Origin of the sequence: Microcoleus sp. PH2017_09_SFU_O_A (assembly GCF_020738625.1) — a bacterium.
Lineage (GTDB): Bacteria > Cyanobacteriota > Cyanobacteriia > Cyanobacteriales > Microcoleaceae > Microcoleus.
This window is the reverse complement of record NZ_JAEQCF010000040.1, coordinates 39793-62095: the sequence shown is the minus strand read 5'-3', so window position 1 is coordinate 62095 and position 22303 is coordinate 39793. Positions and strand designations below refer to the sequence as shown.

At 45.0% G+C, this 22303-nt stretch carries 23 protein-coding genes; 12 read left to right on the top strand and 11 right to left on the bottom strand.

Annotated features, from left to right (window positions below):
- Positions 1–448: 448 nt before the first annotated feature.
- Complete coding sequence (locus tag JGK16_RS16665) at positions 449–2122, top strand: methyltransferase domain-containing protein (protein ID WP_293191400.1); 1674 nt, start codon at positions 449–451, stop codon at positions 2120–2122.
- Between the two features lie 238 nt (positions 2123–2360).
- Entirely contained in the window at positions 2361–3230 is an 870-nt protein-coding gene (locus tag JGK16_RS16660) for a calcium-binding protein (RefSeq protein ID WP_293191398.1), read from the top strand.
- A gap of 127 nt (positions 3231–3357) precedes the next feature.
- Here JGK16_RS16660 and JGK16_RS16655 read toward each other — a convergent pair whose 3' ends face one another.
- The 3 genes from JGK16_RS16655 to JGK16_RS16645 form a co-directional block, all read right to left on the bottom strand.
- Positions 3358–4161 carry an MOSC domain-containing protein gene (locus JGK16_RS16655; RefSeq protein WP_293191396.1) on the bottom strand — a complete coding sequence of 268 codons (804 nt, stop codon included), beginning with the start codon at positions 4159–4161 and terminating at the stop codon, positions 3358–3360.
- Between the two features lie 217 nt (positions 4162–4378).
- Positions 4379–4678 carry a putative quinol monooxygenase gene (locus JGK16_RS16650; RefSeq protein WP_293183860.1) on the bottom strand — a complete coding sequence of 100 codons (300 nt, stop codon included), beginning with the start codon at positions 4676–4678 and terminating at the stop codon, positions 4379–4381.
- Between the two features lie 444 nt (positions 4679–5122).
- Positions 5123–5800: a hypothetical protein gene (locus JGK16_RS16645; RefSeq protein ID WP_293183857.1), complete on the bottom strand. Its 678-nt coding sequence runs from the start codon at positions 5798–5800 to the stop codon at positions 5123–5125.
- Positions 5801–6063: 263 nt separating this feature from the next.
- Between JGK16_RS16645 and JGK16_RS16640 the strand changes: the two genes are divergently transcribed.
- Positions 6064–6546 carry a hypothetical protein gene (locus JGK16_RS16640; protein WP_293191394.1) on the top strand — a complete coding sequence of 161 codons (483 nt, stop codon included), beginning with the start codon at positions 6064–6066 and terminating at the stop codon, positions 6544–6546.
- Between the two features lie 145 nt (positions 6547–6691).
- Here the strand turns inward: JGK16_RS16640 and JGK16_RS16635 are convergent, their stop codons facing one another.
- Positions 6692–7195 (bottom strand): hypothetical protein, encoded by a 504-nt coding sequence (locus JGK16_RS16635; protein ID WP_293183853.1) that lies wholly within the window; start codon positions 7193–7195, stop codon positions 6692–6694.
- A gap of 168 nt (positions 7196–7363) precedes the next feature.
- On the bottom strand, positions 7364–7513 hold the full coding sequence (locus JGK16_RS16630; RefSeq protein WP_293191391.1) for a hypothetical protein: 150 nt from the start codon (positions 7511–7513) through the stop codon (positions 7364–7366).
- Between the two features lie 127 nt (positions 7514–7640).
- Here JGK16_RS16630 and aroA point away from each other — a divergent pair, with 127 nt between their 5' ends.
- Entirely contained in the window at positions 7641–8996 is a 1356-nt protein-coding gene (gene aroA / locus JGK16_RS16625; RefSeq protein ID WP_293191389.1) for a 3-phosphoshikimate 1-carboxyvinyltransferase, read from the top strand.
- A 113-nt stretch (positions 8997–9109) separates the two neighbouring features.
- Here the strand turns inward: aroA and JGK16_RS16620 are convergent, their stop codons facing one another.
- Both JGK16_RS16620 and JGK16_RS16615 read right to left on the bottom strand, forming a co-directional pair.
- On the bottom strand, positions 9110–9544 hold the full coding sequence (locus JGK16_RS16620; RefSeq protein ID WP_293183848.1) for a CAAD domain-containing protein: 435 nt from the start codon (positions 9542–9544) through the stop codon (positions 9110–9112).
- Positions 9545–9740: 196 nt separating this feature from the next.
- The gene (locus JGK16_RS16615) at positions 9741–10745 is read right to left on the bottom strand and encodes a 2-hydroxyacid dehydrogenase (RefSeq protein WP_293183846.1); all 1005 of its coding nucleotides are present in this window, start codon (positions 10743–10745) and stop codon (positions 9741–9743) included.
- 244 nt (positions 10746–10989) lie between these two features.
- On the opposite strand from JGK16_RS16615, the gene JGK16_RS16610 reads away from it, so the two are divergent.
- A complete protein-coding gene (locus JGK16_RS16610; protein ID WP_293183844.1) occupies positions 10990–11994 on the top strand; it encodes an ion transporter in 1005 nt (334 codons plus the stop codon).
- A gap of 138 nt (positions 11995–12132) precedes the next feature.
- Here JGK16_RS16610 and JGK16_RS16605 read toward each other — a convergent pair whose 3' ends face one another.
- The 3 genes from JGK16_RS16605 to JGK16_RS16595 form a co-directional block, all read right to left on the bottom strand.
- Positions 12133–12867, bottom strand: coding sequence for an ABC transporter ATP-binding protein (locus JGK16_RS16605; RefSeq protein ID WP_293183842.1), 735 nt, complete (start codon positions 12865–12867; stop codon positions 12133–12135).
- Between the two features lie 147 nt (positions 12868–13014).
- Positions 13015–13671, bottom strand: a complete 657-nt coding sequence (locus JGK16_RS16600; RefSeq protein WP_293183840.1) for an energy-coupling factor transporter transmembrane protein EcfT — start codon at positions 13669–13671, stop codon at positions 13015–13017.
- Positions 13664–14590 carry an energy-coupling factor ABC transporter permease gene (locus tag JGK16_RS16595; protein ID WP_293183838.1) on the bottom strand — a complete coding sequence of 309 codons (927 nt, stop codon included), beginning with the start codon at positions 14588–14590 and terminating at the stop codon, positions 13664–13666. The genes JGK16_RS16600 and JGK16_RS16595 overlap by 8 nt, the downstream gene beginning before the upstream one ends.
- Positions 14591–15111: 521 nt before the next feature.
- Here JGK16_RS16595 and JGK16_RS16590 point away from each other — a divergent pair.
- From JGK16_RS16590 to JGK16_RS16565, 6 genes are all read left to right on the top strand, one after another.
- Complete coding sequence (locus JGK16_RS16590; protein WP_293191387.1) at positions 15112–15744, top strand: hypothetical protein; 633 nt, start codon at positions 15112–15114, stop codon at positions 15742–15744.
- Between the two features lie 196 nt (positions 15745–15940).
- Positions 15941–16414, top strand: coding sequence for a hypothetical protein (locus JGK16_RS16585; protein ID WP_293191385.1), 474 nt, complete (start codon positions 15941–15943; stop codon positions 16412–16414).
- Positions 16415–16516: 102 nt separating this feature from the next.
- Complete coding sequence (locus JGK16_RS16580) at positions 16517–17164, top strand: hypothetical protein (RefSeq protein ID WP_293203280.1); 648 nt, start codon at positions 16517–16519, stop codon at positions 17162–17164.
- 202 nt (positions 17165–17366) lie between these two features.
- On the top strand, positions 17367–19265 hold the full coding sequence (locus JGK16_RS16575) for a DUF3466 family protein (protein ID WP_293191381.1): 1899 nt from the start codon (positions 17367–17369) through the stop codon (positions 19263–19265).
- 303 nt (positions 19266–19568) lie between these two features.
- Entirely contained in the window at positions 19569–20003 is a 435-nt protein-coding gene (locus JGK16_RS16570; protein ID WP_293153590.1) for a ferritin-like domain-containing protein, read from the top strand.
- A gap of 391 nt (positions 20004–20394) precedes the next feature.
- Entirely contained in the window at positions 20395–21345 is a 951-nt protein-coding gene (locus JGK16_RS16565) for an FTR1 family protein (RefSeq protein ID WP_293183827.1), read from the top strand.
- Here JGK16_RS16565 and JGK16_RS16560 read toward each other — a convergent pair.
- Complete coding sequence (locus tag JGK16_RS16560; RefSeq protein ID WP_293203278.1) at positions 21311–21574, bottom strand: hypothetical protein; 264 nt, start codon at positions 21572–21574, stop codon at positions 21311–21313. The genes JGK16_RS16565 and JGK16_RS16560 overlap by 35 nt on opposite strands.
- Before the next feature lie 214 nt (positions 21575–21788).
- On the opposite strand from JGK16_RS16560, the gene JGK16_RS16555 reads away from it, so the two are divergent.
- Complete coding sequence (locus JGK16_RS16555; RefSeq protein WP_293186986.1) at positions 21789–21926, top strand: hypothetical protein; 138 nt, start codon at positions 21789–21791, stop codon at positions 21924–21926.
- Positions 21927–22303: the final 377 nt, after the last annotated feature.

Below are 22303 nucleotides of genomic sequence, written 5' to 3'. Positions count from 1 at the left end.
AGCAAACAAGCTAAATTAATTGAGCGTGTTAGACAAGATTGCAAAAATCGGAAAATATCATGAAATCATCGGCGTTTATCTGTGTTTATCTGCCTGACATCTGCGGTTGAAGGATCGATCAAAGACTTATGCAAGAGGTATATTGATTCTGACAAAGGAGATAGGGGGTTGAGAGTAGATTATGATTTTGTTCAAAATTTGCTAATATATAGGAGGAATCTTTGCAGGATTGGTGAATAAGGTTTAAATGAACCGCAGAGGACGCAGAGAACCCAGAGTGAGAGAAGAGAGGGAAGAGAAAGAGTTGATAACTGAAAATTTAGTCCTTGACAAATGTGCCGATCGCCATTGTATACTGGCATCGCCATGCTAACCTTCGTCTGCTGGTCTGTTGACATGGATTGCTCTGCTTTATTTTACGGCAAACTAATCAGGAATTTTAGGGAAAGTGATCGATCGCGCCAACCACGACCTCTTCAAGCTGCTACCGCCGGATGCTAAAGTCATTGTTGAAATTGGCTGCGGTACTGGTTCTAGGGGCGAACACTACAAGCTGATCAATCCCCACTGTCAGTATATTGGCATTGAATGCGATCGCGAAAAAGCGAAAATTGCAGTCGATCGGCTAAACTGGGTGGCGGTAGCCGATATTGAAGAAATTGCGATCGCCAGTCTCGACATCGAACCCGGAACTGTCGATTGCTTGATTTTTGGCGACTTGCTACCCTATCTCAAAAACCCCTGGGAGATACTACAGCAGTACAGTGCTTTACTCAAGCCGGAGGGGCAAGTTTTCGCCACAATTCCCAACGTTCAATACTGGCGGCGCATTGTCAATCTGTTGCGGGGACATTGGGAAAATCCCGACAGCAAGATGCAGCACTGGTTTACCCTGGAAAGAATTAAATCATTATTTGCTCAAGCCGGATTGCAGGTTTATGAATTGCAAGGGAAGGGACACAAAACCGAAAATTTTGCCCAATTCCAGCAATTGCTGCATCCAATGGTGAAGGCGTTAGAGCTCAAATCCAGCGATTTTGCTACGGAAACTGGTGCTGAATATTATATTGTGCGATCGACCAAATCGACCGTGCAGCCGCGCAGACTGCTGATCCAAACCATTATTATGGCTCCTACAGGGTGCGATCGCGTGCGAGTTCTGGAACCGGACAAATTTAGCGCCACAATTCCCGGTGTCCGCACCGTATCGGGAGTGAAAACAGCAGCATTAATTACCGAGTTTCCGGGAGAAGAAAAAGTCTTCGTCTGGCAACGGACAATCATGCAATATCCGGCTTACATTCCCAAACTCAAAGAACTACTAAAACAAGACTATTTAATAGTAGCCGAAATTGACGACAATCCCGTCCGCCGCCGCGAATACGCAGACAATAATTACCTCAGCTATCGCGGCTGTCACTGCGTTCAAACTACAACAGAACCGCTAGCGAAAATTTTGCGTCACTACAATCATAATGTTGCCGTATTTCCCAATCAACTAGCCTATCTACCTCCGCCGCGAATCTATCCAGCAGAACATACCGTCACAATATTTTTTGGCGCGCTCAACCGCGAGAATGATTGGCAGCCAATTATGGCAGCACTGAATCGAGTTTTAGCTGCACACAAACACCTGATTCGAGTTAAAGTTATCCACGATCGCAGATTTTTTGAATCTTTGGAAATACAGCAAAAGGAATTTGAATCTTTTTGCAGTTACGAACGGTATCAAGAAATCATGTACAGTTGCGATATAGCTTTGCTGCCGCTCGTTGTCAACCCGGTTAACGAAATGAAATCTGACTTAAAATTCATTGAATGTGCGGCGCGAGGAGTAGCGGTTTTGGCGAGTCCCACAGTGTACGAAGATTCGATAGTAGAAGGTGAAACCGGATTGATTTACAAACATGAAAAAGAGTTTGAAACTAAGCTAAATTCGCTGATTTCCGACACTTCTATGCGCCAGGAAATAGCCGCGAATGCTTACGAATGGGTGCGCGACAACCGCTTGCTGTGCGGACACTACCGCGAGCGCCGAGACTGGTACTTGCAAATGCGAGATGAGTTGCCACGTTTAAACGCTGAGTTGCGATCGCGATTGCCTGAGTTGTTTACCGACTGAATGCGGTAAGATTTATAGGGGTTTTTGTGCAATACGCTTGCGATCGGATAAGACGTACGGTTGAAACCGCGTCTACACAAACAATGTCTGCCTCCGCAGACTCAAGAATGAAGATTTGACCTACGGTTGAAACCGATTGCTCTTCAACCTGCGGAGGCAGGTTTTGTCTGTATAAACGCGGTTTCAACCGCCCAGTCTTCCGTTTTATTGTTTAATTTTTAATTGTTGATAAACACAAATGCGAATCCTATTCACTATTGCTCACTTCTACAATCCCAGCGGCGACGGGAAACACGCTTCCCAACGAAACGATCCGCAACCGCGCATCAATGCTTTAACAGCTTGCGTGACTTCGCTGCAAGCTTTGTATGGCAAATCTCAGTGCATGATTGACATTGGCGAATGTGCCACTATCCCAGCAAATAAATCTCAAAAGCACGAAATTGATATTGTTGTTTGCACTACTCAAGGTTATCACCTGTTGCCTCAACTACCTGTGCAGCCGAGGTCTTTTATGCACCACGCTACCAAATGCGAACCGCTGCTGTTGGGGTTTGAGTGTCAGGCTGTTTTGCGTTCTTGCCTTAACAAATACGATTATTTCTGTTATTTGGAAGATGATTTAGTTCTCCACGATCCGTGGTTTTTTAGTAAATTAAATTGGTTTACTCATCATGGTGGACATGGAAATTTGTTGCAACCCAATCGCTATGAAGTATCGCCTCAAGGTGCTGTTTTTAAAGCATATATTGATGGTGATTTAGTGCCAGGAGCTACTGCTAAATTTCAAAATGTGGAGGAGCAGCCGCAGTTGGCAGGGAAAATTATGGAACAGCCAATCTCTTTTGAGCGGACTTTGAATCCTCATTCCGGTTGCTATTTTTTGAATGCGGAACAGATGGCTCACTGGGCTAAGCAGTCTCATTTTTTGGACAGAGATACTAGCTTTGTTGGCCCGCTGGAGAGTGCGGCAACTTTGGGAATTATGCGGACTTTTAGAGTTTATAAGTCAACTCCTGCTTATGCTAATTTTTTGGAAATTCAACATTTTGGAGTGAGTTTTCTGAAGTTAATTGGTAATAAGGTGCGGATTTCCGAAGAAGCGTGAGCAGCCTATTTGGGGCGGGCAAGATGCCCACCCCACAAGATCAGACGGCGGTTTCAATCGCTCGGTTTTATTCAACCCGCGGAGGCGGGTTTTGTCTGTATAGACGCGGTTTCAACTGCCCGGTTTTCTAGGAATTCAAATTATCGCCGATTTTAACTGTACCGCTGTTGATGATTTTGGCTAAAACTCCTGTTTGTGCGTGACCGAATTGTTGTTGTAGTAAACTGAGTAGGGGAATATCTCGATCGCCCGTTTGTGGATTTACTTCTACGTTGACACAGCGACCAATTCGTGCTGTAACTTCGATCCGTGCTGCACCTAATTGAAACTGTTTTCCGATTAACTCAAATTCCGACCAAGCTGAAACGCCCTCTAGCACAACGTTTGGGCGAAATCTGCCCACATCTATATTTTGCTGCGCGACTTCGGTTAGTCGATCGAGTGTAGCTTGACTGAGGAGAGAAATATGTACCGGTTCTCGATCGGGATAACGAGTTTCCCCACTACTGTTACCGATTAACCGCAAAGGTGCAAACTGCGGGTGTCTCGCTTCTTTTGTTGGTTGAGTCGCCGCCAGATAGTCGGTAAAAAAAGTGCTGATGCGATCGCGCCCCGCTGTTGTGTTCGTTTCTGCTGACAACACTGCAACTCCTTGACGCTTGACTGTTAAAACAGCCGTTTCCGGTTGATAATGGCACTCTAAAGCTGCTAGCAGAGGCCAATCGTTTTGAACCGCCAAATATTTTTTGCTAATCCAAGACGCGTTATCGGCGGGCATCTTTGCACCTTCAAGATAATCTGTAAACAGCAGCGCAAAAGCGCGATCGCCCTTAATACCATGTCCTTTCGTTAAAGCAAACTCCGACATTGCTTGCGGTGTTAGCCCTTTAATTGGATAAGTAAATAACTGCTTGATTGTTGCTACTGTCATAAAAATCTCGGAAATTGCTACAATTTTAACTCTAACTCTTCTTCCACCTTTATTAAGGGGGTTTTATAGTAGCCATCATAGAAATTTAGGTACGTAGTTGGGCTTCAGCCCTCTTTATATGTATGTCTAAAGAGGGCTCGCATCCCAACTACGTACCTATCTGTTAGGGGGTATCGAAGATGTAGCAGACATTAATTTAACTCAACCTAAAAACCAATTAAGCTAACAATTCATAGCGGCGAATATCTGGAAGCGCAACTGCTAAACCGTCTAATTTCTTCACTGCGGCTTGAATGTGAGTTGAGGCGAGATGCTGTTCGAGCAAAGCTGCACTTTCCCACTCTTCAAGGAAGGTAAAATCTGTAGGATCGGCTTGATTTTGGAGAAGTTCGTATTTGATGCAGCCTTCTTCTTGGCGAGTTGGCTCCATAATGCTCAGCAGTAGAGATTTAAGTTCTGCTACTTTGTCGGGAAAGGCTACGAGGCGCGCGATTACTCGCAAGGTTGGTGTGGACATAGAAGAAAAAATGAACAGATATGGCGATCGAATTTACCGATATTTATCGGGCAAACTCTATTAAACAGGATTTTACATAAACTAACCTAAAGAGGTCGATCGGTCAACAGCGAGCATAATCTTTCCAGGACGCGATCGAGTTTCAAAAACCCCCTTTATTCCGAAATTCTTCGTTACCAACCGCAGAACTTCGTATAAACCCGGTTTCTTTGTATATTTGAACCCACAAGTAAGTCCACCTAATTAAATCTACAATACGGATCGCTAAAAAGCTTGCTGTTTATGTCTTTCTCCCTCTTCCAACTGTCAACTATCAACTGTCAACTATCAACTGTCAACTGTCAACTGTCAACTGTCAACAACTGTCAACTGTCAACTGTCAACTGTCAACAACTGTCAACTGTCAACTGTCAACTGTCAACTGTCAACTGTCAACTGTTCCGATCAATCTTTGGGATAAAATCGCTTGTTGTCTGTAGAATATTCCCAGGCGATCGCCTCCGGGTCTTTTTCGCTACTCCACTGAGCAAACTCTGGCTTAACTTTCCATTTGCCGATCGTACTTGCATGAACCTTGAACCTGCGGGAAAGTTCCGTTTGGGTAAAAGAGATTTTGGGCTTTTGAGGAGTCTTGGTTTGAGCAATCGGAAATAAATTTGGTTTTTTCTCTTGTGCTTTTTCCCGATTTGTGGGAGGCTCTTGAACAGCTATTGCGACATTAGGTGTTTCGCTTTGAGTGACAGTGGGGGCTATTTGAAAATAATACAAAATTCCGCCTTCTTCCGTTACTTGAAAATCGGCGGCAAACTCAAGAGCCCGTTCGTCGAGATATTCTTGAACCTTTTCTCCCGGGAGTTTCGCATTCATCGCCAAATCCAAGGCCGTAACTCGCCCTTGATTTTCCTTGATCAACCTGTAGAAAACCGAGTCTAAATGAGCGAGTCTGTGTTTTTGCTGCTGCTGGTAAAGCTTGTAAGCCCAAGCAACGCCCGCTGTGGTGGCGATCGCCCAAAACATCGTTCCCGACTCGAAACTGGCAACCGCCGTCAAGCAAATAGGCAAAAGCAGGGTAAGATATCCCCAAATGCTGCCCTTCTGTAGGTTATTGCTGTTTTTGACCATAGTTCCTAAACGGCTACGTAGTTTAGTTTAGCAGAGCGTGTCTGAAAGCCGCAGGAGTGTTTTGACAGTGGATATATCGATCGCCCTTGCCAAAAAACGGATACCGTTCGACGTACCCCTGTCAAGCGATCGCTCCCAATTTTAGACCCCAGTTAAAGCCCCCAGATTCAGATCGAGGAGTAAATCTCAAATCTAAAAATGGAAAATCGACTGAAACACTCTACTACAACATCCCATAATTTACTTTTTGCAACCGAGGATTCATGTACTTTTTTCGCAAACAAATTGCCATCCTGTTCGTAGTTGTTGCTTGCTGTACGCTGACGATTAGTTGCAGCGGCGATAACCGAACTGTCCAGTGTACCAAACTTATTGCAATTGTCACCAAAGGCAACGCTCTCATCAATTTTAAGAACGGCACCTACGATGCTGCAACGAGCAAGAACTTAGCTAAAGATTTGAACCAGACAGCTAAAGAAATTGAGGCTTTGCGAATCACAGATGCAACCCTCAAAGAAATTCAGGCGCCGTCGGTTAAATTTTTCGGGGAAATGGGTCAAGGAATCGGCGACATGGGCAAAGCTCTTGAGGCAGGAAATCGGGCTTCTACAAGTATAGAAGGTCGAGAGCAAATCAAAAAAGCTAAAGCGGATATTGTCCAAGCGGGACAGCGAGCAAATCAAGCAGCCAAAGATCAAGACGCTTTGACTGAAAAACTCATTAATTATTGTAAGAGCGATCGCTAAATAGGTAATTACAAAAACAACCAGAAAATCAATTATAATATCCAGCAAGATGTTATTGTTTTTCGCGATCGCCTACATCATAACCAATGACTTCTGACTAATTACCCATTCCCAATGCCCAATGCCCAATGCCCAATTCCCAAATTTAATGATGAATTTCTAGATTCAAAATATAGGAACCGAGTTGTACTTTTTCCGACCACAACTCATATTCTAACCGCAGGTGTTCCGGTTCCGGCTTTCCTGTCAGGGTCAAGTTGCGGGTGAAGTTTCGGAGGCGCAACTGTTCGGGAGTCGCCAGCGATTCGCCCTGAAGCCAATAACGGCTCAGGCCGTACATTCCGCGTTCCCAGCAGTGGCGGTAACTGTACTTGCCGTTTCCTTGCATCGTCATAATCACTCGATAGGGCGAAACTTCCAGCCACAGCAACCGGGGTTTTGTAGTTGTGGGCAAGATCGTAACTTGCTCGCCAGATGTGTCAGATGCGTCGGAAAATTGCCGATCGAGTATTGCTGGTTCGTGCAACAACAAGTGAAAGCGATCCCGGTCTTTTTGATACAGGGTACCAGCGGTTTCAACAACTGACCACAAAGGTAAATCTGTGGATACCAGCGATAAACTTACAGGCTTGCGATGATGCGTCAGCATAAATAAAAGTGTAGGAGTTATTGTGGTTCGGGCAGTTTGAGATTTGAGATTTTAGAGTTTTGATTTTAGATTTTAGATTATCTCGGCTCCAAATTCCGGAGCTTTTGGTTAAAAAACACACAAAATCTACAATTCGCAGTCAGAAATATAAATTTGTTCCGTCCAAAGTCAATTATCCGATCGATAACTCAGAGCTGAACCTGAAATCTCAGCAGATATACGGACTGTAATTGTGAAATTCAGGTAAAACCCGTACAGTTGCATCTCCTCTCCCCTGTAGCCGATCGCAGTTTTAGCAAATAATGGAACTGTATCCACCTGCTCCCAACCCTTATGCAGTCTGTCATTCCCCAATCTAAAATTTAAAATCTAAAATCTAAAATGGTATGACTTATGACTGGGAAAAGGTTAGGATAGCTAACGCCGTCCCATCCTAGTCTATCTCATGCAAGCTGCCATTATAACTACTTCGCCCAAGAGCGAAAGTCAAACTTTAAGCATTCAAAAACCTGCCTCGGGCTTGTCGCTGCGAGGCAGGATTCGAGTTCCGGGCGATAAGTCGATTTCTCACCGCGCTTTGATGTTGGGTGCGATCGCCCGCGGTGAAACTACAATTGAGGGACTGCTGCTAGGAGAAGACCCCCGCAGCACTGCTAAATGTTTCTCCCTTCTGGGAGCCTCCGTTTCGGAACTCAACGAGGAACGGGTGACTGTCCGGGGCGTCGGAATTGGTGAGTTACAGGAGCCTCTGGAAGTCTTGGACGCGGGTAATTCCGGCACGACGATGCGGTTGATGTTGGGAATTTTAGCCTCTCATCCGGGGCGTTTTTATGCGGTAACGGGTGACAGTTCTTTGCGATCGCGCCCCATGTCACGCGTAATTAAGCCGCTGCAACAAATGGGCGCGCAAATTTGGGGTAGAAAGAGCAATTCTTTAGCTCCTTTAGGGATACTCGGACAGCAGTTAAAAGGGATTCACTACCATTCGCCGATCGCCTCAGCTCAAGTTAAATCCTGCATTTTGCTAGCCGGTTTGATGGCCCATGGAGATACTACAGTCACAGAACCCTCTCTGTCGCGGGATCACAGCGAGCGGATGCTGCGGGCGTTTGGAGCTAAATTGAGCGTCGATCCAGAAACTTGTAGCGTGACAGTCAGTGGCCCAGCGCAACTGCAAGGACAGAATGTAATTGTACCGGGAGATATTAGTTCGGCGGCATTTTGGCTAGTTGCTGGGGCGATCGTCCCAGGTTCCGAACTCGTAGTCGAAAATGTCGGTGTCAATCCCACTCGTACAGGTATTTTGGAAGCTTTGGAGATGATGGGGGCGGACATTGAACTGCAAAATCAGCGAGATGCTGCGGGGGAACCGGTAGCAGATATCTTGGTTCGCTCTTCCCCACAGTTGCGGGGATGCACCATTGCTGGCGACTTAATTCCCCGACTGATTGACGAAATCCCCATTTTGGCAGTAGCCGCAGCCTTTGCGTCGGGTACTACCATCATTCGAGATGCGGCCGACTTGCGAGTCAAAGAGAGCGATCGGCTCGCCGTGACTGCTGCGGAGCTCAACCGCATGGGAGCCCAAATTACCGAGTTACCCGACGGTTTGGAAATTACCGGGGGGACTCCTTTAACTGGCGCGGATGTTGACAGCTACACCGATCACAGAATAGCGATGAGTTTGGCGATCGCAGCCCTCAGCGCCACAGGCGTTACTAACATTCACCGGGCCGAAGCCGCTGCCATTTCCTACCCTGACTTTACCGCCACTTTGCAACAAGTTTGCCATCCAAATTAAGATTGGGCATTGGGCATTGGGCATTGGTTGCTGGTTACTTGTTATCGGTTATTGGTATACCCTCACAAATAACCACTGACTAATGACTAATGACTAATGACTAATGACTTCCTCTAAGAATCTTGACCGACAACTTGTTCTTTTAAAGAATCAATTTCCGTCAACAACTCTTTGCGGCTAGTAGCATTGAGCAAATAGCGGTAAACAAACCAACCCGTATATCCGATACCAATCAACTCAAAAAATGGAGCTACCAAAGGGACATCATTAAGAGCATCTAAAACTCCCAGCGTTACCTTAATACTAATAGCGCCTGCCAGGATTAAACCAATAGTTACCAGAGGTTTTTGATATTCAACAAAAAAGGTTGAGAGATAAGCTGGAAGCTCGGACAAAATTGTGAGAATTTGATCTTTAATATCTTGGGACTGGCTCCCTGGAGTTTCTGAGGTCATTGTAGTGATGACCCCTGGCTGGTCACTCACTAGGTCTACTGTCACAACTTCAGTGATAGTTTGCGTGTCGTCAGAAAAGTTAGCTTGGGTCATGGGATAATTCCTCCGTTGTCAAGTAAAATTGCACGCTTTGAGTTGCTGCCAATATGATTATCTGGCAATTAGCAAAGCATTCAGGCTGCTGGGGCTAATTGATGAGATTAAGGCAGAGCTTCACCAATTGCAAGCAAAAATAACGATATGGGTTGATTTTAAACAATTGCCTCCGTTGACAAATCGCTCTTTTGACTCATTTTTTCACTTCCCTGAGGTCGATTTGATTGGGACAAGTGCGCCCTTGTTCAAAATCGGTGATATTGCCGATCGTGGTTTCGGCGATATTTTGCAACGCTTCCTCGGTGAAAAAAGCTTGATGTCCGGTAATCAGGACGTTGGGGAAAGTCAGCAAGCGCTGAAATACGTCGTCTTGAATCACCTGATTTGACAAATCCTCAAAAAACAGATCCGTCTCTTGTTCGTAAACATCTAAGCCGAGGTAGCCAATTCTACCAGACTTCAGTCCTTTGGTAACAGCTTTAGTGTCGATCAACTGACCGCGACTGGTATTGATCAACATCATCCCCGGTTTCATTTGCCCGATCGCCTCTGCACCGATTAAATGATAAGTTTCTGGTATCAGCGGACAGTGGAGGCTGACAATATCAGAGTTGGCGAACAGTTTGGCCAGCGCCACGTATTCCATCCCCAAGGCTAAGCAATCGGGGTTTGGGGAAACATCGTATCCCAGCAAGCGACAGCCGAATCCGTGCAGAATTTTGGCAGTTAGCGCGCCTATTTTGCCAGTTCCGACGATTCCCACCGTTTTACCGTAGAGGTCAAAACCCAACAAGCCGTCTAGGGCAAAATTCCCTTCGCGGACTCGGTTGTAGGCGCGGTGGATTTTGCGGTTGAGGGACAAAATCATTGCGACTGCGTGTTCGGCGACGGCGTAGGGAGAATAAGCGGGAACTCGGAGAAGAGTTAAGCCTAAATCGCGGGCTGCGGCTAAATCGACGTGATTGAATCCGGCCGATCGCAAAGCCAACAACCGAACACCATTTTGGGCGATCGCCTGGAGCGTTTTTGCGTCCAAAGAGTCGTTAACGAAGGCGCAGACTGCCGGAAATCCAGCAGTCAGAACGCTAGTTTCCAGGTTCAGGCGCGGTTCAAAAAACACCAACTCGTGTTTGTCGGCGTTGGCTGCTGTCAGAAAAGTGCGATCGTAGGATTTGGTGCTGAATACGGCTACCTTCATGATGTTTGCCTGCAAATCCAGTAATAGTTGGCGATTCCTTCCAGATTAACTCTAAATTTTACTAAAATGCCGTTGCCCCAAACCACCCACTTTCCCCGATCAATATGGAGTTTTGCAACGAAAACATCTCTGAAATAACCAGATTTTTAGCCCTCCTCACAAATCCTACTGACGTTTTCAAAAAAACTTCTTAAGCTATGGTAAAGGGCGAGCATGAATTGCTAATTGTTTAGGAGAAACTCAGGTGCAAAAACAACTCAGACCAATAATTCATGAAATCTTAGAAGGTTCAGAGCGTAGCAATTTATACAGCTTAGCAGGCAATATTATTATCACTGGTTTGATTCTGATAAATGTTGCAGCTTTTATTGCTTCTACTTCCCCCAGTTTCTCCCAAGAACAAAAAAGTATTCTAGAAAAGATCGAAATTGTTGCATCCTTAGTATTTACAATAGAATATGGTTTGAGGCTGTGGGTATGTACAGTAGATCGCAGATATAGCCACCCGCTTTGGGGAAGATTGAGATACAGTCTGACACCACTAAGTCTAATAGATTTAGTTTCAATATTGCCATTTTTTACAGTGCTGTTATTTCCCGAGTTAAGCTTCATCAATTTAATTCGCCTGTTGCGTTTGTTACGGCTGCTAAAAATGAGCCGTTATTCACACTCAGTGCGAACTATGGGAGCAGTATTGTACGCAAAAAAAGAAGAATTAATCGCCACAGCTTTTGCAGTTTTCATTCTGTTAATATTTGCCTCTAGCATCATGTATTTTGTTGAATACGAAGCGCATCCCAAAGCTTTTGGGAGTATCCTCGATTCAATGTGGTGGGGAGTTGTGACATTGACGACTGTCGGCTACGGCGATATTTATCCTATCACTCCTTTAGGTAAATTTTTAGGAGCAATTTTAGCATTTTTGGGAATCGGGATTTTTGCGCTACCCGCAGGGATAATTGCTTCTGGTTTTTCCGAGGAAGTGCAAAGGAGAAAACAGGAAAGAATTGGGGCAAACTTAGACCAATCTGCTAATTGTCAATCGGTACCAATGCTCGGGGAAGTCGAGATTGGTTTTGAAGAACAGCAAAGGGCGATCGCGCTTTACGTCGAAAGTTCCGCCGACTTAATGCAAATGTGCATCAACTCGGCGAAACAGAAATTAGGAAGTCATATTGAGAATGAAGAAGTTCTTCGGGATTTAGCTATTCATCTGTACAACGAGACTGTTCGCAAATTCCAGCTTTAATCAAAGCCATTGACAGTTGACAGTTGACAGTTGACAGTTGACAGTTGGTTCAAATTACCAATGACTAATGACTAATGACTAATGACTAATGACTAATGACTAATGACCAATGACCAATGACTAATGACTAATTACTAATTACCAATCTGGCGGTAAATTGTAATATTCAAGAGTCGATCGATCTTTGAGCAATTCTTGAGTTTGTTCATCCACCCGAATCTGACCATCAGCCAAGACTAACGCCCTTTGAGTCGTTTTCCCAATCCAGTTCAAATCGTGGGAAGCGATCAAAATTACCTCGATCGGCAATTGCGACAAAACCTTAGCCAAATGCCTCCGCCACGACGGATCTAGTCCATTTGTAGGCTCATCCAAAATTAAAATTGCCGGCTCTAATGCTAAAATTGCAGCTAATGCTGCCAACCTTCTTTGACCCCCAGAAAGCTCGTGGGCCGAACGGTTGGCAAATTCAACCAAACGGAATTCGTCTAATAGTGCTAAAGCCCGATCGCGCGCAACTCCCTCTGGTACTCCATAATTGCGTGGCCCGAACATCACATCCTCTAAAATAGTCGGCATAAATAGCTGGTCATTCGCATCTTGAAAACAAAATCCAATCTGCTTACGCGCTTCCGATAAAGTTGCCTGTTCCAGCTTAGTTCCCTGCACTCTCACCTCGCCAGATTGCGGCATTTTTAAGCCGATTAAATTTTCCAGCAAAGTGCTTTTTCCAGCGCCTGTCAAACCAAGTAAGGCAACTCTTTCTCCAGGTTGTAAGGTAAAAGAAATTCCTTGCAATACAGGTTTTTGCTGCGGATATCCGAATACTAAGTCTTGTACTTCGATTGTTGGCACAACTTTGAGATTAGTCAATTTTATTTACCTCAATTTTAGGATTAAGAGTATTTAGCCGCAGAGACCGCAGAGGGCGCAGAGAGGGAAAGAGAAAAGGAAGAAGCAAGAGGGAAGAAGTAACAATTACCAATTACCAATTACCAATTACCAATTACCAATTACCAATTACCAATTACCGTAAGAAGCTATTGTTAATCCGGCTGCGGTTAAAATCGTGACTGTCAGCCAGAGTCGCTCTTTTGGTGTTGATTTTGAGTCGGCGGGCAAACTGCCTTTGTAGCCACGAATCATCATGGCTGCGTGGACTCTCTCGGCGCGATCGAGACTTCGCAAATAAAGAGCTCCTATCATCGAAGCACTGGCGTATCTCAGCCATCCTACGCTACCCGACAAACCTCGCAGTTGAGCGGATCGTTTCATCCGGTTGACTTCTGCGAGCAATATTTCTAAGTATTGTCCAGCTAAAAGCACAATCTCTTGTAAGCCTGCTGGTAGGGGCAATCCTTTCAGGGCAATTCCGAAGCTGTGTGGCGGCAAAGTTAGCAGAAAACTGTTCATAACTAGCAAGCAAATGAGGGAACGCAGCAACAGAAAACTCGCTCGTTCCCAACCTTGTGGTAGCACTAATAAGGAGAGGAAAATTAATTCTGCTCCTAATAGTTGCAGCAGGGTTCGCAGCGGTGCTTTCAGCCAAAGTGACCAAAAAAGTGCGATCGCCCCATAGATGCCCAGCCACAGCCAAGCACCTGTCTTCATAAAACCAATCCCAATCACAATTGTGAGAGACAGTCGCAATCGAAAAGGTATTGATAATTTAAGCATCTTTAGATTTCACCAACTGAGCAATCCCAAAAGCCGTACCGAAACAAATAGCAGAGCCTAAAACTCCAGCAATGCTAGTACCTATTGGTTGTTCTTCTAATCCTTTAACACCGTAACCAGCTAGAGGAGTTGGAATCTCAATCGCCACAGCTTCTTTATCTTTAAAACCGTATTGTTCTGCTACCGCTTCTAACCCATCAGGCCAACTTGAAGCAAACAATGAAAGCACGCCACTAATTAATAACACCCCAATTACTGGCACTAACCATTTCTGTAATTGTGGCTGTTCTCCTGGTAACAAATCCGGCCGTACTTTCACCAGATAAGTTAAAACACCGCCTGTAATTAGCCCTTCACCAATCCCAATTAAAATATGAATACCTACCATTGCTGGCAATGCGATATTCAGCTCTACTGTGCCCGAAATTGCCAATTCAATCGCCACACAAATCGAAGCGGATACAACACTGAGGGCGGCCGCAATCCCCGCAGCTAGCGGCAAACGATTTCTGGAACCTCCCAATAGTTGCTGCAATGGCTGCAACAGCCACCAACCCACCCAAATTCCGACTAGCCCCATATTAAAAATATTCGCTCCCAGTGCGGTGATGCCCCCATCCGCAAACAAGACGCTCTGAATTATAAAAACCGTACTCATCGCCAGAGTTGCCGCCCAAGGGCTACCCAAAACCACGGAAGCTAGCGCGCCTCCCAACAAGTGCCCGCTGGTGCCACCTGCTACAGGAAAGTTAATCATCTGGGCCGCAAACACAAAAGCCGTGGTTAAACCCATGACTGGAGCTTGTCGCAACCCAAGACTGGCGCGGGTTCGATTTAGCGCTACGGCAATAAATGCTGCGCTTGCTATGCCCGTGGCAATTGCTACGGGCGGTGAAAGAAAACCATCAGGTATGTGCATCGATATCTCCAAAACATGAGAACTCCCAACCTTTTAGTCAACTATTTTTTACAAAACTTTACAATCCCCTCTGGGGGGATTTTTGCCGATTTTGGTTTCAGAAGCCACGTATTATCGGCTTTTTGATAACTATTATCAATAATTCGCGATCGACCTGGCAGTAAAATCCCTGAAGAATCAAGCTTTGACGCAAATCTTAAAATAAAATTAACAAAAGACTAAAAGTCAATAATGTCCCTTATTATCGGTTCTTGAGAATTAGTTGCATTACTTGCTTTCTAAAAGAAGCGGTAGAAATGCCGAGTAAGCAGTAAAAGTAAAAGTTTTGGGTGCTCTAAAAACTAAAAAGCCGGATTCTATTGCTAGTTAATGTCCTTTTAGCAGTATTTTAAGGCGATCGATCGCGTGAATGTGCGATCGACTCCTCCGCACGGCTTGTATTCTCAAGAAAGTCAAAATACTAATGCAACTATTCTCAAATACGTTCCCGAACAATCCAAACTCAATGAGGCCCGATAGCGGTGCAAAATTCAATCGAAAAATCAACTACCGATTTAGTTCCATCTGAATTTCCCAGACAATTAGATATTGCTCAAGTTTCTGTCTACGGGCTGAGCATTTTATCCGCTGGTTTATTTCTGTTTATGCCTTTCGTTAACCTACTCCATCCCAGCCCTTGGCAGCGATGGATGGGAACCATTCACGGCATGGGTTCAATGTTGGCATTAGTAGTCATGGCTTATACCGGACACTTAGCATTTCCCTTGCTACGGGGAGTCGGTAAAATCTTGCCACAAATGCGTACATTAGCCTTTTGGTCAACTCTTTTGAGTTTTTTAGCCATTGCTACCGGCAACTTATCATATATGCGCTATCGAGCAGGCGCAGATTTTGGCGGAGCTCGTGCTTGGCTGAAATCAAACTCGCCTTTAGTCCAGTACATTTTGATGGAATATCACGAATTTACCGTGCTATTTACATTGCCATTAGCAGTAGCTTGTACCTGGATTTTGTGGTACTACGGCGACTCAATTTTAGACAAAAAAAATCGCCCAGTTTTAACAGCTACTTGTGTAGCTTTGATGGGAATCATGTTTTTTGCAATGGGCGGCATGGTGAGCGGACTTGGTGTTGCCAAAATTCGCGCTCTCTAGTAAATAGTTAGTTTATCTAAGATTTTGCACTATTCGCAATAATCTTTTTATGTGCGGGCTAGAAGCCCACCCCACAAGAAAATTTATTTTTTGTGGAACAGGCATCTTGCCTGTTGACATAGAATATTTTTCTGCGGTTATTTGACACTATTAGCAACAGCTAATGAGCAATTCCCAAACTTAGGAGATTTTAGCAATGACCAGACAATTATCCCGCCAAAATCATGCGGATAATGAACCTTTCTACGGGAAATTTTGGAATAATTTAAAACGATTCCCGAAAAGCTTAGCTGAGGGAGCCGAAACTCCGCCTAGCAATTCTGGCCCGGCTGCTGCTGCATTAATTAGTGCTGGCATTGGCTGTTTTGTCATGATGGTAACTCACCACTTGTCCGACACATCCAAAGCCACAGAAAAAATTGTTTGGAATATTGGCAGTTGGATTCCCGGAAGCAAGAGTGATAGCGAATTGTGGGGAAATATCGGCAGTTACACGGGCAAAGAAACTATGTTACTTGTTGGCTGGCTTATCAGTTGGCCAATACTGTATGCGATTTGGAAGAATAAGAGTGTGAAAAGCCGCACCATATTTTTCTGGATGTTTGCTTTGTTAGTAGCTTCCACAGCTATGTCTTGGCATCCTTTATTCCCCTATTTGCCGTTAATTTAAGTAATACGAGGTTTGATGATGGAAACAAAAAGTAAGCCACTCCCGGCGAGGGAGATGCACAAATTCGTTTGGGGTTGTGTAGGAGTTTTTACACTTGTATGCGTGACTTATCCAATTGCCATGTGGCGCGTCACTCAAATGGAAAAGTTTCGTGGTATTTACGTCAAGTCTTTGACAATTGAGGGGAAAGATCCCGCTAAGGTAGCAGATGTTAATGCTGTTGCTAATAAACCGGCGGAGCCAGCTATGGCGACTAGCACAACACCTCCGGCTTTAGCTGTTGATAGCACAAAAAAACTGCCTGAAAAGTCTCCTGAAATTGCACCTGTTGCTAATAAGTCTCCTGAAACGGCTATTGCGAGTAGCCCTACAGATAAGACTGTCCAAGCATTGCCTGTGTCAGCAGGTAAGCAGGAAGTTCAGGCGGTTGAGGTCACTAATCAGACAGCGGAAATTACCGATCGCACCAAACTAGATGAGTTAGCTCTCAAAGTGTACGATCGCATAAATCAGACTTGGCAAGCTACTCCCACATTCACTCAAAATCTAGTCTATCGAGTCACTGCAAGTCAAGACGGGGCGATCGGCAACTTCGAGCCCCTCAACCAACCAGCCAAGGATTACACCCAAGAAACCCCCCTGCCAAATATGCTGAAGTCTTCCCAGACAGGCAGCACCAAGGCGACAGTACCCGCAGCTAAGTTTACGGTAGTATTCGCTCCTAGCGGAGTATTGGAAGTTAACCCGTAAAACTAATATTAGTCATTTACTGGATAGGGCGAACCTTTAGTCATTGCAAAAGGTTTGAGATTTTTCCAGTGCGGCATCGACTCAATTCTCATCAGGTTTTTTCGAGATTATAGCATCAATCTTGATCCCAAAGTCTAACTTCAGGGTGTAGTTTTACACGCGCTCAAATACAACCCAAACATACATATCAAAGGAGTTTCTAATGGTTCCCGATAACTTGTTGAATACATCATTTCCCCTGTTTCCCAATACTGCTATTGCAGACTTAGGAATATCCAGTGACTTGTCGCAGTTGAATAGTCTGATTGCAAAGTCGATTGGCTCACCCAGCACCCTCAATTCAGAAAGAACCGCCAGCGAAATTAAACTACTAGATAATGACAGCCTAATCACAGGCGATGGCAGCGGTACACTTTTTGCAGGCACTGGTAAAGACATCATCAATGCCGGGGCAAAAGCCACCAGCATCTTCGCTAGCGAAGGTAATAAAAGCATCGTCGGCAGCCCAGGTGACGATACCATCTACGCTCAAACAGGCAATGACATCATCAATGCCGGAGAAGGTAACAACCGCGTCTTCGCAGGCAAAGGCAACAACCGCGTGGTTACAGGTAGTGGCAACGATTTCGTCACCGCAGGTAGTGGCAACGACCAAATCTACACCGGTGCCGGCGATGACAACATCAACGCAGGCGACGGCGATAACTTGATCAAACCAGGAACTGGCAACGATACAGTTTCCCTTGGCAATGGTAGCGATCAAATCGTTCTCGAAGCAGGCCCTGGTTCCGTTACCATATCTGGATTTAATGGGAGTACAGATAAACTGCGCTTAGGCGACAGCCTCGCGGGCCAATTCCTCTCCTTTGTCACCGAAATGGGCAACACCCTAATCAAAGCCGGAGATGACTTGTTGGCAACCATCAAAGACGTAGCTACGGGAGTACAAAAAGCTCTCCTTTCCAACGATATCCCGCTGTACCGCTACCAGGCTATTGACCTAGGTTCGATCGCACCCACAGGCAATGCCACCCAAGCTAATGCTATTAACGACAAAGGACAAATAGTTGGTCGTTCCCAAACCACCGAAGTAAGTGGCACAGGCTTCCGCAATCAAGGATTTGTTTGGGAAAATGGGGAGTTCAAGCCACTGACTAGCACTGGCATCAAAAATGGCGGCGGTGACAATACCGGAAAAGAGGTTACTCAGCGCGGTGGTGGCGGCTTTACTGCGGCCATCAATGATCTAGGTGCGATCGCCGGTACAAGCGATGAATTTGCCGGTCGAGCCACAGACCGCGGCTTGCTGTGGCAAAGGGAGGCTGGTGGCGATTACACCCTACAAATCACCGATTTGGGTGGTGTTGAAAGCTACTTCTTCGACATCAACAACAAAAACGAAATTGCTGGCCGCCACATCTACGGGCCCGGTTCTACCTCAACAGCCTCAAATCGCACCCGCGCCTTTTATTCAAGCGAAGGTTTCATCAACCCCCTGCCAGATTTGGGCGGTGACACAGGTAGAGCGGTTGGAATTAACAATAAGAGTGTAATTGTCGGCGAAGTTGACAGTGACGGACTCAACGACAAGACCGTAAACACTGCGGCGTTGTGGGAAAAAGGCGCAGACGGTAAATATAAACTAACCAACCTCGGCACCTTTGGGGCAGAACAAGCCACTCTCCGTGACATCAACGATAGCGGTCAAATCATCGGTAGTACGAGCGGTGGCACTGGGGCTACAGCCACAAGCTCACCCTTCCTCTTGCAAAACGGTCAAAAAATCAACATCGGCAGCCTTGGCGGTGCAACCGGTGCCGCCGCTGGCATCAACCAATTCGGTCAAGTGGTCGGCGTCTCCCAGAATTCGAGCCTTCAAAACCGCGCTTTTGTCTGGAACAACGGCACTATCAAAGACTTGAACAGTTTGATCCTCACAAATCCGAGCTTTGGCGGCTCGAATGTGACATTAACTAACGCTACTGGCATCAATAACTTTGGCGATATTTCTGCCTATGGCAGTTACACCTACAGAGATGCGAAGGGCGTAAACCAAACAGGAACTCGCGCTTATCTGCTGAAGGCATTGGTGACGACTTAAATAATCAGTCGAAGTACAAACGCAGATACTTTTTGGGTATCTGCGTTTTTCTGTGTGCATGTGGGGTTAAAAAATTCCTTTATTTCTGATAATTATAATAATTATCAGAAATGTCAAAAATGCTAAGTTAAAACGATGTACTGAGGGCGGGAGCGATCGATAACTTTTTCCTCTTCCAATCGAGACATTAGCCGCGTGACGGTAATCCGAGTTTTGCATTCGATATTGCTATATTGCTATTAAATTAAAAAATGTGATATTATGACAACTGCTCTTGACTGCATCTTAGATCGAAAATAGCAAATGAAAGAACTCGACGAGAAAAAAACCCAAGAACTGCTATGCACCATCATGGAATGGGAACTAGCAGGAGTAGTGCGCTACACCCACTATGCACTAATGGTGACAGGGCCAAACCGAATTCCCATCGTGCAGTTTTTTCAAGCACAAGCAACCGAATCCCTACTCCACGCCCAACAAGCCGGAGAAATTTTAACAGGTTTAGACGGACATCCCAGCCAAAAAATTGCCCCCATCGAAGAAACATACAAACACTCCATCAAAGACTTGTTGGAAGAAAGTTTAAATCACGAGAAAAAAGCGCTTAAAAAGTATAAATCCTTACTAGAAGTCGTCACAGACTCCAGCGTTTATCTCGAAGAATACGCCCGCACTCTAATTGGACAAGAAGAATTGCACCAAGTGGAACTCAAAAAAATGCTGCGGGATTACAGTTGATTTAGTCATTAGTCGTAGGGTGCGTCGGTACAAAGAATCACTCAAAAAAAATAGACAATCTCAAAGCGACGCACCTTACCATTCGTCATTGTCATTAGTTACTCCAGAACCGCCTTAAGAGTATCTATAGCGTATCTAGCTCTCATATTCGCGGACGTTGTTGGGAAGAGATCCCTATACGTTCAAGGGTTATAATAACCTGTCAGTCATACCTCATCTTTTTGAGAAAGGCTATAAGTCCTTCTCTTAGTTTCTATTCCTTCACGCCCTAGCGCTTACGCGCGGCTTCGCCTAACGCGCCTTCGCGGATCAATAAATTGATATTCTGCCAGCGCTAAAATAAAAGTTGCTAAAGACTAAACACTAACTACAAATTAGCAGTTATCAAAAAATGAACTTTACTGAAGCCATCCCAACCTTTGTAATTACTCTCCGTGAAGGCGTAGAAGCCGCCTTAGTCGTCGGAATTGTCCTAGCTTGCTTGAAAAAAGCCGACCAAACTCACCTCAATTCTTGGGTTTATGCAGGTATCGCAGCCGGCATTGCTGCTAGCGGTTTTGTCGGTGTTTTATTCAATGGATTGCTCGCAGCACTATCAACATCAAATCAGCCTTACGCACCCGTAATTAAACAGCTATTAGAAGGCGTATTGGGAATTTTTGCGATCGCCATGCTAAGCTGGATGCTAATTTGGATGACTCAGCAAGCCCGCTTTCTCAAAGCCGAAGTTGAAGGCGCACTTACCGCAGCTTTAAAATCAAACACGAATGCTGGCTGGGGCGTATTCGGCTTGATTTTTATCGCCGTACTTCGCGAAGGTTTTGAAACAGTTATATTTATCAGCGCTCAATTTCAACAAGGTTTAACTCCAGCTTTAGGTGCTGTGGGCGGTTTGCTTGGGGCTGCAATCATTGGTTCCCTAATTTTTAAATGGGGTGTCAAAATCGATATCCGCCAGTTTTTCAAATTTATGGGAATCTTATTATTGCTAATCGTCGCCGGTTTAGCAGTCTCTGCACTCAAACATTTTGACGCCTCCGCTGCCATTTTGTCCCAGACGGATAGCCAGTATGCAGCAATTTGTGTTTTTTACGATCGCACTGCACAACTCCACTCTTGTATTTTAGGCCCGATGGTGTGGAATGTAGCGGGAGTTTTGCCCGATCGACAATTTCCGGGAGTGATTCTCAAAGCGCTCTTTGGATACCGCGATCGAATCTATCTTTTGCAAGCTGTTGGTTATACAATATTCTTACTAACAGTCGGCGGTCTTTACTTCCAAAAATTAACCCCTCAACCGACTCTTCCTACCAAAAATACTCAGCCTGCTCCCCCTCAGTAGCCTTAGCCTTGCTAGCAGTTTTTATCCTTTGCTTGGCTGCTCCAAGGGCGATGTTCAGTTGACAGTTGACAGTTGACAGTTGACAGTTGACAGTTGACAGTTGACAGTTGACAAAGGAAGGAAGAGGATTGGAGTAATGAATCGTCTTCTTTTGATTTCTCAAGGGCGATCGGGCGGGCGGGCTTTCAACCAATTCTTTATGGTAAAAAAATAATTGAAAAAAAATCACCCCAAATTTTCAGGTTGCGGGATTGATTGTTTGACTTATGTATGATACTATTTGATAATGGGAATATTTTTTATTTTTTTGATAAATACTTATATTTCAATTATTAAATTATACAGTCAATAGCCCTGAAAAGCAAGTGGCAATCCTCAAAAAAAAGAAAGTTTTTTAACTAAACTTAACAAAATTTTAAAAGTTAACAGTTAGCCGTTAACAGATGTCTCAAAGACCGGGCTTAAGTGGTACAGCATTTAAGCAGTATATTTCAATGACCCGTTATCGAGTCGCCAAATCCTCTATCCGAATTCCCCTATATGGGTCGATCGCCACAGACAATCTCTGGCACCCGCAGTAGCTTACCCTTAGCGCCATTGCCTGAAGTCGCAGGCAAACCCAGAAGAAACAGGAAGCTGTTCTTGCCGGCAAAAAATCGACTCCCAGCAAGATTTTTGGCGAACAGTTTTCTGATATGCGCTCAAGAGGGCTTATAATTAGTACAAGAATATTTACAGAACCCTAAAAGTTCTTAATGAACCTTATAATCCTTAGTCAGGAACTCCGAGGCTCAAGCCACTGAGCTTGTAAGAAATTGCAAGCTGTTCTGACCAGACCCCTCTTGGGAGGAGACGTTATTTAGGTCACGACACCGGCGAATGATCCGCCAGTTTTCCGCTCTGTCACCTGCGATTAAACAGTTTTAAAGTCACTGAAACAGTGTCGCAGGTCTAACAA

Coding starts and splice junctions, on each gene's coding strand:
- JGK16_RS16575 (WP_293191381.1), top strand. CDS start 17,367: ATGGTTCCCGATAACTTGTTGAATACATCATTTCCCCTGTTTCCCAAT.
- JGK16_RS16640 (WP_293191394.1), top strand. CDS start 6,064: ATGTACTTTTTTCGCAAACAAATTGCCATCCTGTTCGTAGTTGTTGCT.
- JGK16_RS16650 (WP_293183860.1), bottom strand. CDS start 4,678: ATGTCCACACCAACCTTGCGAGTAATCGCGCGCCTCGTAGCCTTTCCC.
- JGK16_RS16565 (WP_293183827.1), top strand. CDS start 20,395: ATGAACTTTACTGAAGCCATCCCAACCTTTGTAATTACTCTCCGTGAA.
- JGK16_RS16570 (WP_293153590.1), top strand. CDS start 19,569: ATGAAAGAACTCGACGAGAAAAAAACCCAAGAACTGCTATGCACCATC.
- JGK16_RS16620 (WP_293183848.1), bottom strand. CDS start 9,544: ATGACCCAAGCTAACTTTTCTGACGACACGCAAACTATCACTGAAGTT.
- JGK16_RS16645 (WP_293183857.1), bottom strand. CDS start 5,800: ATGGTCAAAAACAGCAATAACCTACAGAAGGGCAGCATTTGGGGATAT.
- JGK16_RS16595 (WP_293183838.1), bottom strand. CDS start 14,590: ATGCACATACCTGATGGTTTTCTTTCACCGCCCGTAGCAATTGCCACG.
- JGK16_RS16655 (WP_293191396.1), bottom strand. CDS start 4,161: ATGACAGTAGCAACAATCAAGCAGTTATTTACTTATCCAATTAAAGGG.
- JGK16_RS16555 (WP_293186986.1), top strand. CDS start 21,789: ATGTCTCAAAGACCGGGCTTAAGTGGTACAGCATTTAAGCAGTATATT.
- JGK16_RS16615 (WP_293183846.1), bottom strand. CDS start 10,745: ATGAAGGTAGCCGTATTCAGCACCAAATCCTACGATCGCACTTTTCTG.
- aroA (WP_293191389.1), top strand. CDS start 7,641: ATGCAAGCTGCCATTATAACTACTTCGCCCAAGAGCGAAAGTCAAACT.
- JGK16_RS16585 (WP_293191385.1), top strand. CDS start 15,941: ATGACCAGACAATTATCCCGCCAAAATCATGCGGATAATGAACCTTTC.
- JGK16_RS16660 (WP_293191398.1), top strand. CDS start 2,361: ATGCGAATCCTATTCACTATTGCTCACTTCTACAATCCCAGCGGCGAC.
- JGK16_RS16635 (WP_293183853.1), bottom strand. CDS start 7,195: ATGCTGACGCATCATCGCAAGCCTGTAAGTTTATCGCTGGTATCCACA.
- JGK16_RS16600 (WP_293183840.1), bottom strand. CDS start 13,671: ATGCTTAAATTATCAATACCTTTTCGATTGCGACTGTCTCTCACAATT.